Annotated in this window: 13 protein-coding genes; 10 read left to right on the forward strand and 3 right to left on the reverse strand. The window is 54.1% G+C overall.

Annotation, left to right across the window (positions count from 1 at the left end; genetic code table 11):
• Positions 1 to 122 precede the first annotated feature (122 nt).
• Both recQ and FWJ25_RS17710 read left to right on the forward strand, forming a co-directional pair.
• Positions 123 to 1,988, forward strand: coding sequence for a DNA helicase RecQ (recQ, locus tag FWJ25_RS17705; protein ID WP_149601597.1), 1,866 nt, complete (start codon positions 123 to 125; stop codon positions 1,986 to 1,988).
• A 216-nt stretch (positions 1,989 to 2,204) separates the two neighbouring features.
• Entirely contained in the window at positions 2,205 to 3,056 is an 852-nt protein-coding gene (locus FWJ25_RS17710; RefSeq protein ID WP_246166880.1) for a transporter substrate-binding domain-containing protein, read from the forward strand.
• Positions 3,057 to 3,076: 20 nt separating this feature from the next.
• On the opposite strand, the gene FWJ25_RS17715 is transcribed toward FWJ25_RS17710, so the two are convergent.
• Positions 3,077 to 4,963: a methyl-accepting chemotaxis protein gene (locus FWJ25_RS17715; RefSeq protein WP_149601599.1), complete on the reverse strand. Its 1,887-nt coding sequence runs from the start codon at positions 4,961 to 4,963 to the stop codon at positions 3,077 to 3,079.
• A gap of 143 nt (positions 4,964 to 5,106) precedes the next feature.
• On the opposite strand from FWJ25_RS17715, the gene FWJ25_RS17720 reads away from it, so the two are divergent.
• The 4 genes from FWJ25_RS17720 (at position 5,107) to selD (ending at position 10,133) form a co-directional block, all read left to right on the forward strand.
• The gene (locus FWJ25_RS17720; protein WP_149601600.1) at positions 5,107 to 6,627 is read left to right on the forward strand and encodes a GNAT family N-acetyltransferase; all 1,521 of its coding nucleotides are present in this window, start codon (positions 5,107 to 5,109) and stop codon (positions 6,625 to 6,627) included.
• A 171-nt stretch (positions 6,628 to 6,798) separates the two neighbouring features.
• A complete protein-coding gene (locus FWJ25_RS17725; RefSeq protein WP_149601601.1) occupies positions 6,799 to 7,197 on the forward strand; it encodes a hypothetical protein in 399 nt (132 codons plus the stop codon).
• A 42-nt stretch (positions 7,198 to 7,239) separates the two neighbouring features.
• A complete protein-coding gene (locus tag FWJ25_RS17730; protein WP_149601602.1) occupies positions 7,240 to 7,857 on the forward strand; it encodes a helix-hairpin-helix domain-containing protein in 618 nt (205 codons plus the stop codon).
• The gene (gene selD, locus FWJ25_RS17735; protein ID WP_149601603.1) at positions 7,857 to 10,133 is read left to right on the forward strand and encodes a selenide, water dikinase SelD; all 2,277 of its coding nucleotides are present in this window, start codon (positions 7,857 to 7,859) and stop codon (positions 10,131 to 10,133) included. The genes FWJ25_RS17730 and selD overlap by 1 nt, the downstream gene beginning before the upstream one ends.
• Here the strand turns inward: selD and senB are convergent.
• Positions 10,114 to 11,118, reverse strand: coding sequence for a selenoneine biosynthesis selenosugar synthase SenB (gene senB / locus FWJ25_RS17740; RefSeq protein WP_149601604.1), 1,005 nt, complete (start codon positions 11,116 to 11,118; stop codon positions 10,114 to 10,116). The two genes, selD and senB, sit on opposite strands and share 20 nt — an antisense overlap.
• 153 nt (positions 11,119 to 11,271) lie before the next feature.
• Between senB and FWJ25_RS17745 the strand changes: the two genes are divergently transcribed.
• From FWJ25_RS17745 to FWJ25_RS17755, 3 genes are read left to right on the forward strand one after another with little or no spacing between them, the layout of a single operon-like run.
• Entirely contained in the window at positions 11,272 to 12,147 is an 876-nt protein-coding gene (locus FWJ25_RS17745) for a putative selenate ABC transporter substrate-binding protein (RefSeq protein ID WP_149601605.1), read from the forward strand.
• Positions 12,147 to 12,797: a phosphonate ABC transporter ATP-binding protein gene (locus FWJ25_RS17750; RefSeq protein WP_149601606.1), complete on the forward strand. Its 651-nt coding sequence runs from the start codon at positions 12,147 to 12,149 to the stop codon at positions 12,795 to 12,797. Before FWJ25_RS17745 ends, FWJ25_RS17750 begins: the two co-directional genes overlap by 1 nt.
• Before the next feature lie 14 nt (positions 12,798 to 12,811).
• Entirely contained in the window at positions 12,812 to 14,278 is a 1,467-nt protein-coding gene (locus FWJ25_RS17755) for a PhnE/PtxC family ABC transporter permease (RefSeq protein ID WP_149601607.1), read from the forward strand.
• A gap of 34 nt (positions 14,279 to 14,312) precedes the next feature.
• Here the strand turns inward: FWJ25_RS17755 and FWJ25_RS17760 are convergent, their stop codons facing one another.
• The gene (locus tag FWJ25_RS17760) at positions 14,313 to 14,771 is read right to left on the reverse strand and encodes a hypothetical protein (RefSeq protein ID WP_246166881.1); all 459 of its coding nucleotides are present in this window, start codon (positions 14,769 to 14,771) and stop codon (positions 14,313 to 14,315) included.
• A gap of 164 nt (positions 14,772 to 14,935) precedes the next feature.
• Here FWJ25_RS17760 and FWJ25_RS17765 point away from each other — a divergent pair, with 164 nt between their 5' ends.
• Positions 14,936 to 15,856 (forward strand): ABC transporter ATP-binding protein, encoded by a 921-nt coding sequence (locus FWJ25_RS17765; protein ID WP_149601609.1) that lies wholly within the window; start codon positions 14,936 to 14,938, stop codon positions 15,854 to 15,856.
• Positions 15,857 to 15,863 lie beyond the last annotated feature (7 nt).

Below are 15,863 nucleotides of genomic sequence, written 5' to 3' on the forward strand. Positions count from 1 at the left end.
CTCATTCAAACGTCTGTAACCGCATGACCAGCACTTAATCTGATATTATCTGCCACCTCAATTCAGGCAGTTTCCGTATCCCTGCACCAAACCCGGCTTTGGCCGGACAATCGGGTCACTTTATGTTTTTTGATCAGGATTTCGAACAACTCTCTACCGAACGCCCCACCGGACAACAGAAAGATCCGGAACAGGTGCTTCATGAGGTGTTTGGATACGAGACATTCCGTCCTCTTCAGGGCGATATCATCCGTGAAGTCGTTGAAGGCCGCGATGCCCTGGTGTTGATGCCCACCGGTGGCGGTAAATCTTTGTGTTACCAGGTGCCGGCACTGGTTCGCCCTGGCACCGCTATTGTCGTTTCCCCTCTGATCGCACTGATGCAGGATCAGGTCGCGGCCTTGCGCGAACTGGGTGTGAGGGCCGCCTATCTCAATTCAACCATGGATTTCGAGCAAGCTCGAGCAACCGAATATGCCCTCACTACCGGCGAACTCGATCTGCTGTATTGTGCCCCCGAGCGCCTGATCCAGCCACGAACCATTGATCTTCTTCACCGGGTATCCATTTCGCTGTTTGCCATTGATGAAGCCCATTGTGTTTCACAGTGGGGCCATGATTTCCGATCCGACTATCTCCAACTGAGCATGCTCGCCGGGCAATTCCCGGGCATTCCCCGAATTGCACTGACGGCGACAGCAGACGAGCGCACCCGTAAAGAGATCGCAGAACGCCTGTCCCTGACCGGTGCCCGCCACTTCGTCAGTGGCTTTGATCGACCGAACATACAGTACCGGATTTCACCAAAGACAAACGCTAACAAGCAGTTACTGTCCTTTATTAATGGAGAACATGAAGGAGACTGCGGCATTGTCTACTGCCTTTCCAGAAACAAGGTTGAGGCCACTGCTCGCATGCTTGCAGATAAAGGCTATAACGCACTGCCCTATCATGCGGGCTTATCAGCAGAAGACCGGGCGAATCACCAGGAGCGATTTCTACGGGAAGACGGAATTATCATCGTGGCAACCATTGCCTTCGGAATGGGTATCGATAAGCCAGACGTGCGTTTTGTAGCGCACCTTGATTTGCCGAAAAGTCTCGAAGCTTATTATCAGGAAACCGGCCGGGCGGGTCGTGACGGCAAGGCGTCCACCGCGTGGATGGTTTATGGCTTGCAGGACGTTATTAAACTGCGGCAAATGCTTGAAGCGTCTCAGGGAACCGATCACTTCAAGCGTATTGAGCGGCAGAAGCTGGACGCCATGCTCGGGCTATGTGAAGTCACCGGTTGTCGCCGCCAGGTGTTATTGAACTACTTCGGAGACCAGCTCGAAGAACCCTGTGGTAACTGTGACACCTGCCAGACGCCGCCAGAAACCTGGGATGGCACGCTGGCGGTTCAGAAAGCTCTTTCGTGTGTGTACCGTACCGGCCAGCGCTTCGGAGTCACATACCTGATTGATGTCTTGAGAGGTTCTGAAAATGAACGGATTATTCAGTCTGGTCACAATCAGGTTTCTACCTACGGCATTGGTACCGAGCTATCCACCAATGAGTGGAAATCCGTGTTTCGCCAACTGGTGGCTAATGGCTATCTTCGTGCCGACCCTGAGGGCTACGGCGCTCTGCAGCTCACCGAGAAGTGCCGCCCGCTACTCAAAGGGGCAGAGTCGATCCAGTTGAGGAAAGATCCGGTGGTAAAATCGGAATCACGGGGAAGCAAAGGTCGAAAGCCTTCAGGTTCAGAAATTCGGGATCAGATTACCGATCAGGCTGGCTGGGAAGCCTTGCGGGCGTGCAGGAAAGCGCTGGCGGAGCAACAGGGTGTTCCTCCCTATGTGATATTCCATGATGCAACTTTGTTTGACATGCTCGAACGCCGCCCGGCAACGCTGGAAGAATTGTCTGAAGTGAACGGTGTCGGTGCGGCCAAGCTGGAAAAGTACGGTGAGGTATTTCTTGAAACGCTCGCCAGCCTGAACTAGGCGGTGAAATTTTTAACACTATTTTTGAATGTTTTAGCGTTTTTATTGAAGATTCTGTTCTAAAGTTAGGGATAAAGCAGCACCGTTCCGCTAGGGGAATAGGCCCTGATAGAAAGGATTCTGATGTTGGAACAGCCCACCACGGTCCAGACAAACAACAATATAAAACGCTTCCACATTAATAAAGCGCTAACAGTTTTGCTTTGTGCCTGCATTTTGGCCAGCCCTTCCCTACGTGCGAATACCGTTCCGTCGAAAGACTACATCCTCTGGTATCGAAACTACGATAGCCCCGCCATCCGGGCGCTGGTAGAACTTTCTCTCAGGAAAACGCCTGAATATGGCGACTTCCGCCTCCTGCGCAGCGAAGAACTTAGCCAGGGGCGAGTGCTCCGTGAACTCAGTACGAATCGCTCCAGCTTGGTAGACATCGCCAATGTGGCTACCACCGCCGAGCGGGAGACGTTTCTCACCCCGATTCCAATCCCCATCGATGGTGGCCTGCTCGGTTTTCGGGTTTGCCTGGTGATGCCGAAGAACCTCCCAATGTTCAGCAACATCAAAAATCTCGATGATCTGTCGAACTCCAATATTCGCATCGGCCAAGGGTCACACTGGCCGGATACGCCGGTGCTTCAGGCGAATGGGGTCAAGGTAATCACCCATACCCGCTTCGAGATCCTGTTTGGAATGATACGAAAAGGGCGGTTTGAATGTTTCGCCCGCGGGGTCAGTGAAGTGCTTTACGACATGGAGAAGGAGAAAGATCCTGACCTCGTGATTGAACCAAACCTGCTGATTGCTTACCCCATGCCTTCTTATTTGTTTGTCGCACCGGGCGACCATGAAACCGCTCATCGCTTACAGCTTGGAATGGAAAGAGCCATTATTGACGGCAGCTTTGCAGAATTCCTCAAGAAGTATTACGGCCGGGCGGTTGAACTTCTTAGCCTCCACCAGCGAAGTGTTATCGTGCTGGACAACCCCTATCTGACCGAAGACTCCTGGAATATCAGCCGAATGGCGCTGGAAAACCTCCAGCGCCGCCTCGACATCCTTTCCCGTTAGACGGAGTTTCGCCCCAGGACCTAAACCCGGAATCGAGAGGCGTTCCGATTCAGGCCATCTCCGATTCGCTCAATATGGCCGCTGTACACATCATTTTCGCTTGCAGCGGCAGCCGCCTCCTGGCCTTGATCCGAGATACGGGTAATTGATGAATTGAGCTCTTCGGTCACAGACGTCTGCTCCTCCGATGCCGTTGCAATCTGGGAGGTCATCTGGCTGATGGACGTGATGGCCTCTGCGATCCGGTTAAGAGCCTCCATGGCATCCTGTGCTTTTTCCATGCTCACGTTGGAAACAGCGGTTGAAGCTTTCATCACATCCACTGCGTCGTTCGCGCCCTTTTGCAGCCGTTCGATCATATTATTGATTTCCTCGGTGCTGGCCTGAGTTCGCTGGGCCAGATTGCGAACCTCATCGGCGACCACCGCAAAACCACGCCCTGCCTCACCTGCCCGTGCCGCTTCAATGGCGGCGTTCAGAGCCAGAAGATTGGTTTGTTCCGCTATACCCTGAATCACTTCAAGTACTGTGGTAATTGAGGAAACATCTTTGCCGAGCGTGTCGATCACATTGGCCGCAGCCGTCACCTCAGTGGCCAGCTTCTGAACGGCATCCCGCGAGGCTGCAACGGTTTCAAGGGAGGCCCGGCTGTCATGATCCGCTGTATTTGCAGCGTCAGCAGTCTGCTGGGCGTTCTGAGCGATTTCCCCTGCCGCTGCAGACATTTCATTGATTGCAGTGGCAACCATATCCACTTCGTGTTGCTGGCCTTCCACGCTATGCCGGCTTTTACTGGACGTGTCACGTAACGCGGCTACGTTTTCACCCAGCTCCTTACTGCCGTGCTGAACATCGCGGACCACGGTCTGAATGTTCTCCACAAAGCGGTTAAAACTCTCGGCTAACTGGCCAAACTCATCTCTGGAACTATGATCCAGGCGCTGGGTAAGGTCCGCGTCACCGCTCCCAATAGCCGCCATAGCCGTGTTCAGTCGACGGACGGGAGCCATCAGAGCCTTGATTCCAATGTGCAGAATGACCAGCGATACCAGCAGCCCGATCGCAGCCATGATCAGCCCCGCCATCCGGGCGTTCTGAACGGGCGCGCTTATTTTGTCCTCGTTGACGAAGGTAGCAAGGTACCATTTAACCCCCCGCGCTTCGCTGATCTCATGGAAGCTGGCACTCCACGAAGCTCCGTCGAGTTCGTAGTTGTGTTCAGACCCATCGAGCATCGGATCTGAGCCGATCAGGGATTTGATGGGCTTGCCAATGAACTCCTGGTCCGGATGAAACAGAATGGTTCCATCGTCACCAATCAATGCTGCATATCCGGTATCGGCCAGTGTGATGGTTTTCAGGATCTGATCGATGGCACCCAGGCCGATATCGGCACCTGCTACGCCTTCATATGCACCACGCTTGACCGGGGCCATGGTCGAAATGATAGTGTCTCCCGTGCTGGCATCGTGATACGGATCGGTGAACGATGCTTGCCCGGTACTCTCAGCTTTTTGATACCAGGGACGTGTTCTGGGGTCGTAGTCTGATGGAAGCGTGTCGTTATCAGCCTGGGTCTTCATGAGCATGTAGCCATCGCTGGTGCCGACATACACATCACGAAAACCGCCACCGGCTGTCATGGCCTGCAATAATGTTCTGGCCTGCACATCGTCTTCAGCTGACTCAAGGCCTTTGGCGGCAGATTCCGTCATCGCCAGCCGGGTATTGAGCCACTCTGCAATGCTGGACGTGCTCTGCGCGACCGTATCGTCAATCAAGGCTTCAACGTAAGTGGACGTCGTATTCTTCAGCCGAACATCTCCAGAGAAAGTGAACGCCGCCATCACCAGCAGCAGCAAAATACCAAATGCGATCAGAAGTTTTTGCCCAAAGCTCAGCTGCACAGTTTTATCCTCAACCAATGGGAATCGTTCGAAACTACAATAGGTTTCGGCCCGTGGTACGTAGACTTTAATTTCTTCTGATAAACTTAGGCCAAAATCCCCATGTTTGTTTATCTACATTTACCTTCAGGGAGCCCAGCTTAATGGCCCACGAGGAGCTGCACCTTAATCTCCGTAACCTGACGCTCGAAGACTATCCCCAGCTTCAGGAACTGATGGACCGCATCTACGACGATATCGGCGGAGCATGGCCGGAAGAGACGATCAAGGCACTGGTTGAGCAGTTCCCTGACGGTCAGATCTGCATAGAAGACAGCGGGCAGCTGGTCGCTGTCGCGCTGACGGTGTGCGTGAAATACGAGCGCTTCAGCAACCCACACACCTATGACGACCTGATCCTTCGGAACGAGAAGATCTGGCACAACGCCAACGGGGATTCGCTCTACGGACTTGATGTTTTTATTCACCCGGAATACCGGGGCTACCGGCTTGGACGACGGCTGTACGAAGCCCGAAAGGAGCTTTGCCGTTCGATGAACCTTCGGGCCATTCTGGCCGGTGGCCGGATACCCAGTTACTACAAGTATTCAGACCAGTGCACGCCGGAAGAGTACATCCAGCGGGTGGACAGAAAGGAAATCTACGACCCGATTCTGACTTTCCAGCTTTCCAACGATTTCCAGGTGACCCGCCTGATGCACAAATACCTGCCGGAGGATGAAAAATCCCTCGGGTATGCGACGTTGCTGGAATGGCGAAACATTCTCTACACCCCACCGTCACTGGTTCTGAACGTCAAGAAAACTCAGGTGCGACTCGGTGCCGTACAATGGCAGATGCGGGAGTTCAGTTCGGTTGAGGAAGTGCTGAAGCAGGTGGAATACTTTGTCGATGCGCTATCCGACTACAAAAGTGACTTTGCCCTCTTCCCTGAATTTTTCAACGCACCGCTGATGGGGCTGACAGATCAGGTGGACCAGACTCGGGCTATCCGCTTCCTGGCCGGGTTTACTGAACAGTTCCGCAACGAAATGTCGGAAATGGCGGTGAGTTACAACATCAATATCATTACCGGATCGATGCCCCTGATAGAAAATGACCGGGTATACAACGTGTCCTACCTGTGCCATCGGGATGGCCGTGTGGACGAGCAGCGTAAAATCCACATCACCCCTCATGAGCGTCGGGATTGGGTTATTGAAGGCGGGCACGATTTCCAGGTTTTCGATACCGATGCCGGGCGCGTCGCGATACTGATCTGTTACGATATCGAATTCCCTGAGCTGGGCCGCATTGCGGCCAGTCAGGACGTGGACATCATTATGGTCCCCTTCTGGACGGATACCAAAAACGGCTATCTGCGGGTAAGGCATTGTGCTCAGGCAAGAGCCATCGAGAACGAGTGTTATGTGGTGATCACGGGAAGCGTCGGTAACCTTCCGAAGGTTGAAAACCTGGACGTGCAGTATGCCCAGTCATCCGTTTTTTCACCGTCCGACTTTGCGTTCCCCCATGATGCAGTGATGGCTGAAACCACACCGAATACTGAAATGATCATGTTCTCAGACATGGATCTTGAGAAGCTGAAACTGGTCAGAAACGAGGGTTCTGTTACAAACCTGAAAGACCGGCGTGTTGATATGTATGATGTGAGAAAAAACTGATTGGCCTCAACTGAAGGGCCAATACATTGATAAATCTCATGAGAGAAGCGGTGTAGGACACTGATGATATTGCCAAAGAATCCATCAGTGTCTATTGTTTAGGCAATATCCAGTCTTGTCTTGGGTTAGATAGGCAGAAGTTGGATAAGGAAATCAGCAGAGAAAATGTTCATGAACGAAGCACTACCCGATCTTGTCGCCCGCTTCCGCGTCAGGCATGGCCTGTTCCGGAAAGAACTTGTTGAAGCCTTGCTGTACGAACTGGATGCGTACGGCTGCGTCCTGAAAACAGACAAGGTTTTCGACCCGGGTGACACAATCATGCTGGATGTCGTTATGGACATGCCCTTTGACCAGATCCGGGCAGAAGGTGTCTCCGGGCTGGTTACTGAACGTAGAAAACACTGTAGCAACTTCTTCTACTCCATTGATTTTGTTGAGCCTGATTCTGGAAACCGCTCCGCTCTTTCTGAGAAGTTGCGGCGTATTCGGGAGGTTCTTTCAAAGAAACAGAGCCTCAAATCCAGGCGTTCTTCAGGGCCTATCTCCGGCTTCCGGCAAATGGCCTGATTCCGTTTCCCGTTCCCACCCGTCCCCGAAGGAGACAATTCCATGGCCAAGAAAGCCAAACCGAGCGTTGATAAGATCGTGAAAAAGGTCAACAAGGAGATCGAAAAGACCTCCTCCCAGATCGAATCCCTAATCAGTGACGCACTTAAGCAATTCGATTCGCTGCAGCACCAGATTCAGGACCCGGTGAAGAAGCTCCTTAAAGACTTTGATGAATTGCGGGAACGCGAAATGAAACGCTTCAACGACGAGTTTGAACGTCGTCTGAAGGAATTCCAGGATCTGCAGAACGGCGTGCTTGAGCGTCTGGGCGTGTCTCCGAAGGATCTGCCAGCACCAGAAGTGGAACCGAAAGCCGCCAAGCCGGCAGCCAAGAAAGCTCCGGCCAAAAAAGCACCTGTTAAAAAGCCCGCTGCAAAACCTGCGGCGAAGCCTGCTGCCAAAAAGAAAGCCCCTGCCGCCCCCAAGAAGCTGGACAAGGGCAACTTAACCCTGGTGAAAGGCATCGGTCCGGCAACCGCGAAAAAAATGAAGGAAGCCGGTATTACTTCCATCGACCAGATTGCCAATCCATCGGCTGCTGATCAGGAAAAACTCAAAGCATTCTCCAAAGTTAAAGGCTCCGATCAGTTCAGCGCTGAAGCCAAGAAACTGCTCTGATGCGAACGCCTGACCAACCTGTATTACGGGACATTGTCCTGGTAGGTGGCGGGCATAGCCACGTCGGGGTGCTTAAACGGTTTGCTATGAACCCGGTCCCCGGCGTGCGCCTTACCCTCATTTGCAGGGATACCCACACACCCTATTCCGGCATGCTCCCGGGCTATGTCGCAGGGCATTACAGCTACGACGATGTCCATATCGATCTCAGCCGCCTCGCGGAGTATGCAGGCGCACGTTTTTACAGGGATGAGGTTGTCGGCCTCGACCGGGATCTGAAGCGGGTAAAATGCCGTAACCGCCCGGATGTTCCCTACGACCTGCTCTCCATTAATATTGGTTCCTCCCCTCGGGTTAACGAGGTGGAAGGCGCATCGGAGTTTGCGGTTCCGGTCAAACCCATTAATGGTTTCAACGCACGCTGGCTCGCCCTGCTCTCCCGCATGGAGAACCATGAGGGGCCACTCACGGTAGGCGTGGTCGGAGCTGGCGCGGGCGGTGTCGAACTCACACTGGCCATGCAGTTTCGATTGCAGAATGAGCTGAAGCAAAGGGGTAAAGATCCCAGTCAGCTTCATTTCCACCTGTTTGATAGCGCTGACGAGATTCTCCCGACCCACAACCCTAAGGTTCGTTCGGTGTTTTCCCGAACACTCGCCGAGCGCGGAGTCAAACTGCATCTTGGGTCTCCCGTGCAACAGGTGCGCAACGGCCAGTTGGTCACAGAATCCGGCGATATACTGCAAACGGACGAAGTGCTCTGGGTAACCCGTGCCGGGGGCCCCGAGTGGTTAAAGGACACCGGCCTGGCCTTGGACGACGGTTTGTTTATCCGTGTTCGGGATACTCTTCAAACGGAAACCGATGACAGTGTTTTTGCCGCTGGCGACATCGCAAACGTAGTCAACCACCCGCGTGAAAAGGCCGGGGTATTTGCGGTTCGGCAGGGTCCTCCGCTTGCCGATAACCTTAAACGTATGTCGCTCGGAAAGGCACCGAAAGACTTTAAGCCGCAGAAAACGTGGCTCGCGCTGATCAGTACCGGCGATAAATACGCGGTGGCTTCAAAGGGCGACCGAGAGTTTGACGGCGCCTGGGTCTGGCGCTGGAAGGACTGGATCGATCGCCGGTTTATGGCGAAATTCAGTGACCTTCCGCCGATGGAAGAAGACACGAAACTGCCCGACACCGGAGCTGCGCAGTCCGCCGAAGAAGCGTCTCAAGCCATTTCTGCGGTTGCCATGCGTTGCGGTGGTTGTGGCGCGAAAGTTGGCAGCACGGTGCTTTCCCGCGCTTTGGGTGAACTGAAACCCATTGAACGTGACGACATCATCATTGGCCTTCATGCCCCGGATGATGCTGCAGTCCTGACGGTTCCGCCCGGAAAGGCTGTAGTTCACACCGTCGACTTCTTCCGTGCCTTTATTGATGACCCCTATGTTTTTGGGCGCATCGCAGCAAATCACAGCCTCGGGGATGTGTTTGCTATGGGCGCAGAAGCCCAGAGTGCCACCGCTGTTGCGACCGTACCCTACGGCATTGAATCCAAGGTTGAGGATGTGGTTTTCCAGATGATGTCTGGGGCCATCGAAGTGTTGAACGAAGCAGGCTGCGCGCTGGTGGGCGGGCATACCGGCGAAGGAAAGGAGCTTGCACTGGGCTTTGCGGTTAATGGCTTGATAGATCCCGAAGATGTCATGAGCAAAGGCGGCCTTCGGGCAGGCGATGTGCTCATTCTGACTAAACCCATTGGCACCGGAACTCTGTTTGCGGCTCACGCCCGCCTGGCAGCGAAAGGTCGCTGGATTGATTCCGCGCTTTCCTCCATGGTGCAATCAAACAAAACCGCTGCAGAGTGCCTGAGGCGCTATGGTTCAAAGGCCTGTACCGATGTGACGGGGTTTGGATTGCTCGGCCATCTGGTAGAAATGACACGGCCATCCGGGGTGGATGCGGAGCTGGATCTGTCTGCCATTCCCATTCTTCCTGGCGCTGAGGAAACGGCCGCAGCGGGTATTCTCAGTTCCCTTCAGCCGGCAAACATCCGGCTTCGTCGGGGCATCAGGGATCAGGAGAAGTGGGTAAATCACCCCCGTTATCCGCTGATTTTCGATCCGCAGACTGCCGGTGGGTTACTGGCCAGCGTTGCTGCCGACCGAGCTGAGTCCTGCGTGCAGGAACTCAAGGCGTTGGGCTATCCCCACACCGCGATCATCGGCCGGGTGACAGCACAGGATATGGAAGGCGCCATCGAGCCTATTTCGTTGAAGGACTAGCGGCTTTCCTTCTTTTGGCACAGTTCCCGATTGCCAGATTCAATGCCTGCTCCAGTGATGCTCTTTCCCTTTCAGGGGAGAAGCCCGGCGCCAGTCGGGTGACTTGTGACGCGAGGGCTGCGAGGAACTCTGCATCCGTCTCGGCTTTTCTTAACAGTCTGGCCAGAGCCTGTTCATCCCCGGCAGGAAAATAGCCCTTATAGTCGTCCCCCAGAAGTCCCCGGTTCCCGGGGATGTCGGACGCCAAGATCGGTACGCCAGCACGACAGGCTTCGGATACCACATTGGCACCACCTTCCATCAGGGAGCTGATGACCATGAGACTACTGGCCACCATCAAGTTCTGCGTTTCCTCACCACTTAGCTCACCAAGCCAACTGAAACGGGGATTCTCAGCTTGCTCCTGCCTGACGAGAGCCGACCAACGTTCATCGTGGGGTTTTCCGGCATTGACGATCCGTACCCGCGAATCCGCAGGGAGTAGCAGTGCAGCTTTCGCGGCCCTGAGGGAGTCCTTTTCACTCCGAAGATGTCCTATCACACAGGCAGAGAAGTCATTCCCGGGCGGTCCAGGCGACCATTTTTCAGGCGGTACCGGTGCCGACTGGCGAAGCGTAACCAAACGATCCCGGCAGCCCGATGGAATATCGTTTCCTACCTTATCGTGAAGCCCTATCAATGCGTCGGCGAGTTCCATGGATTCATGGGTCGGCTCCGGGTCGTCGTGCTGGTAGCGGTAGAGATCAGTGCCGGTGAGCGCCACGATCAATGGCCGGAAAGGCCAGCATTGATAGAAGGTCTTGATGGCCGAATGGCTACGCCAGGCGTGCAGGCCGATAAACAGGTCACAGGGTTCGCCTCTATAATCCGTTTTCACTTCTACCCTGTGCCCTGAATCCTGCAACAAGGCCTGCCAACGAAGCGCGGTTGCGCGGTTGCCCGCCCGCGATCCTTCCGGGGCCGGGGTGATCATTATTATATGCATACGGACGTTTCTGCTGTTTGAGCCATACCGGGCGTTAAATCGTATAATTGTTCAGAGTTATCGTAAATCAAGGTATCCTTTCCACGTATAGGACAGGTGGAGCGTTCGCTCCGTCGCTCGATTCATTTCCATTCTTCCGAGTAAGGACAATACATGGCTATTAATCGCATACGGAAATTCCTGGTTTCCAGTGTTTTGTTGACCACAGCGTTCACAGCCTCTGCCGAAACCTTCGTATTTACTGCCATTCCGGATGAAGACGAAACCAAACTGGTTGAGCGTTTCCGGGGCGTTGCGGACTACCTCTCTGAACAGCTTGACGCTGAGGTGCGCTATATCCCGGTTAAATCCTATGCGGCAGCGGTATCCGCGTTCCGTAACAATCAGGTTCAACTTGCGTGGTTTGGCGGATTGTCCGGCGTTCAGGCCCGACGCCTGGTTCCCGGTTCGGAAGCGATTGCTCAGGGCGTGGAAGACGAAGCTTTTGAAACTTACTTTATTGCAAACACCTCAACCGGGATCAAGCCTGCCGAGGAATTCAGCGAGCTTACTGATGAGTTGAAGGGAAAAACGTTCACCTTCGGTTCCAAAGGTTCCACCTCTGGCCGCCTGATGCCCGAATACTACATCCGGGAAACCTTCGGTGATAAACCGGAAGATGTATTCTCCCGCGTTGGTTTCAGCGGCAACCATACCCGGACTCTGCGTCTGGTTGAAGCGGGCACCTATCAGGTCGGCGCTCTGAACTTCCAGGTCTGGCAAAAGGAGCTGGGAGACGGGAACATCGATACCGACGCTGTTGAAGTCATCTGGAAGACCCCGGCCTACCCGGACTACCAGTGGACGATTCGTGGTGATGTTGATGAGCGGTTTGGCGAAGGCTTCAAGGGCCGGGTTAAAGAAGCGCTGCTTAACCTGAAAGACCCTGCACTACTGGAGAGTTTCCCCCGCTCCGGTTTTATTCCGGCGTCGAACGACGACTACGAGCCCATTCGTAAAACTGCGGAAGAGATTGGAATCCTCGATTGATGTCTGGATTTGATCTGTCTGGCCTGACGGCTTCTTTCGGTGGAGAACGGGTCCTGGGCCCGCTCTCCCTGACCGTGAACCCGGGAGATCAGATAGCCCTGGTTGGTAAAAGCGGTGCGGGAAAATCCACACTCATTCGCCTGATCCATGAGCAAGTTGGGCGCAAGTCATCGTTGGTTCCTCAGGAACTGGGCCTGGTCAACGCGCTTCCGGTATTTCACAACGTGTTCATGGGCCAGCTTGATAAGCACCCGACCTGGTACAACACCCTGACACTGGTTCGGCCCTTCGCGGAGGATCGCACCGAGGTCAAAGCGCTGCTAAAAGCGCTTGGCATGGACGAAAAGCTCTGGATTCCGACGGCATCACTCTCAGGAGGACAGCGGCAACGAGTCGCCATCGCCCGGGCCATCTATCGAAATGCAGGTCTGCTACTGGCAGATGAACCGGTGTCCGCTCTGGATGGCCCCCTAGCACACCTGGTCATGAGCCTTCTGACAGAACGTTTTGATACCAGCCTGATCGCCCTTCACGATGTGGATCTTGCGTTGAAGTACAGCAACCGCATTATCGGTATTCAGGATGGCCAGGTTGCTTTGGATGAAAGCAGCCATCGGCTGTCGCCGGCCGACATTATGGGGCTGTACTAAGGTGGTTGGCTGATATGCTTTCCTACCCAACGGTCCGTACCAGTCTGGCTTTTCTGGCGATTGCCGTTGTCGGGCTAGCATTTGCGGATATCAGCATCACGGCCGCAAACCCCTGGCGGGATTTGGGTAACTTCTTCCTTGGTGTCGTCACACCCAATTTCTTCAGCTCCGAAGGTTTATTGACTGCCCTGCTCCGCACCGTGGCCTTTGCGTTTGTTGGCGTTGCTTTAGGCAGTTTCTTCGGTTTCTTTCTGGCCCTGGCCTACCGCTCCTGGCCTGTACGCACGTTTTGCGCGTTCATCAGGGCCATCCATGAGTTGTTCTGGGCACTGATCTTCCTTCAGTTCTTTGGTTTTCATCCATTAACCGGTGTGCTCGCCATTGCGATCCCCTACGCCGGAATTTTCGCCAAGGTGTATTCGGAAATCCTCGATGAAGCCGACCCGGACCCAGGCAGGCTACTTCCACCCGGTACCGGTCGAATTTCTGCATTCCTGTATTCAAAAATACCAGACTGCTGGGCCCAAATGCGCACCTACACGGCCTATCGCCTCGAGTGCGGTCTGCGTTCCAGTGCCATTCTGGGTTTCGTGGGTTTGCCGACCCTCGGCTTCTATCTGGAAGCTTCCTTTTCACAGGGCCTCTACTCCGACGCCGGGGCCATGCTGATTCTGTTTTATGTGCTGATTGCCACCCTCCCGCTGTGGGTCCGGCCCAGACTGATTCCGTTTTACGTTCTGGGAGCGCCTTTTTTCCTGGGAGAAGGGTTGCCCATTGTCTGGGGCAATGTTCAGCGATTTTTCACTCAGGACATCATTCCCTCCCCGATAAGAAACGGTGAAGGTGTTGCAGGCTTAATGTCCTGGGCTGGAGACCTGATGGTGGAACAGGCACTGCCGGGCATCTGGAATACCGTTGTGCTTACACAGGTTGCGCTAGTGGTTACCGGAATACTGGCTCTGTTGGCCTTTCCACTGATTTCTAATCACTTCGGTGGCCCGGTCCGTCGTACCACCGGGCACATTCTGCTGGTCATTGGTCGCTCCACACCGGAATACATCCTGGCCTATATCCTGCTGCAACTGTGGGGGCCGTCCATGCTGCCGGCGGTGATCGCCCTTGCGTTGCACAATGGCGCGATTATCGGCCACCTGATCGGGAAGCAGACCAATACGCTGCAACTGAGACCAGACGCTACCACCGGATTCAGTCGTTACACCTGGGAGCTGGTACCCAGGGTCTACCGGTCTTTCCTGGCCTTCCTGTTCTACCGCTGGGAAATTATCATGCGGGAAACGGCAATTCTGGGGATCCTGGGCATCTATACCCTGGGTTTCTACGTGGACAGCGCAATTCAGAATATCCAGTTCGACAAGGCCATGATCCTCATCCTGATTACGGCCGCTCTCAACATCGGTATTGATACACTGGGCCGGTTCATCCGTCGCAAACTGGCGCTACAGACCATGCCAACCTGCTGAGCTGACTGGTTGCTCAGCCAGAAGTCAGCCGCGTTCAGTGTCCTTTGGCCTCGAAAGTCAGCTTTGTCTGTTGTGAGGGAATCGGAGCCTGTGCTGATTGCAGATCGATCCGCCAGATCATTGTGCTGTCAACGGTACATAACGGTGCGGTGAACCGAGCCTGATACACCCCGTCTGAAGTCTCTTTCATTGGAACCGGGTATTCTCCCATATACATGGATTCACCGCGCAAAACCGCAAGAAACCGCTCGGGTTTTTCTGACGTTTCAATAGAGAGCTGATATTCAGTCCCGTCCCCGTCATCGTCGAGTTCAAGGAGTTCGACCTTCCAATGAGCACCTTTTGAATCCCAGCCGCAGGGGCCTGCAAGCAGGTTACAGGTTTGTACATAGTTCGTTGCAATGGAGGGATCACCAGCTTCCCCGTGAGAGCTGGATGCATATCGTTCTGAGACATTCGGCCCAAAAACATAGGCAATCACAATGGCAACCAAAATCCCGAATCCCACAATTATTTTCAAAAGACTCGCCTCTTTGAATATTTGCCCGGCATTTTATGGGGGTAATCCGCGACAAGGCAAAGGTTTCTAAACTGGCGCCAGTCATGAGAAAATACCGCGCCTCCATAACATACCCATAATTGAAACAGGACACGCCCGTGCAGCCGGATATTTCCGTAAAGAACCTCAGCAAGGTCTATGAGGACGGATTCCAGGCCCTTAAAGGGGTTAATCTGGAGATCAATCGGGGCGAAATATTTGCCCTGCTCGGCCCTAATGGTGCTGGCAAGACCACCCTGATCAGCATTATCTGTGGCATCGTCAATCTCTCCAATGGTTCGGTGACAGCAGCTGGTTTCGACATTCGTAAGCAGTATCGTAAGGCCCGTGAAGCCATTGGTCTGGTTCCTCAAGAGCTGAATACCGATTCCTTTGAAACCGTGTGGAATGCAGTCTCCTTCAGCCGAGGCCTGTTCGGTAAATCTCCGAACCCCGCGCATATCGAAAAGGTGCTGAAGGACTTGTCGCTTTGGGAAAAGCGCAACAACCGGATCATGTCACTGTCCGGTGGTATGAAGCGCCGCGTGATGATCGCCAAAGCACTTTCCCACGAACCTCAGATCCTGTTCCTCGACGAGCCGACAGCAGGCGTAGATGTTGAACTCCGCCGGGACATGTGGGAAATGGTACGCAAACTCCGTGAAAACGGCACGACCATTATCCTCACTACCCACTACATCGAAGAAGCCGAGGAGATGGCTGACCGGATTGGCGTTATCCGCCATGGAGAGATCATCCTGGTTGAGGAAAAAGACCGCCTCATGAGCAAGCTCGGTAAGAAGGAGCTCAGGCTGCAGCTTCAATCCAGGCTTGAACAGCTCCCCGGTGAACTGACTCTTGAGCCGATTGAACTTTCCGAAGACGGCTACGAGCTGATCTACACCTTCGACTCCCAGCAGCAACAGGCGGGAGTTGCACGCCTGCTCCGCACACTGGGTGACCTCGGTATTGAATATCGGGATCTGCAAACACGGGAAAGCTCCCTGGAAGAGATCTTTGTCGGCCTGGTTCACGAGTGAACCGACT

The organism is Marinobacter salinexigens, assembly GCF_008370345.1.
GTDB lineage: Bacteria > Pseudomonadota > Gammaproteobacteria > Pseudomonadales > Oleiphilaceae > Marinobacter > Marinobacter salinexigens.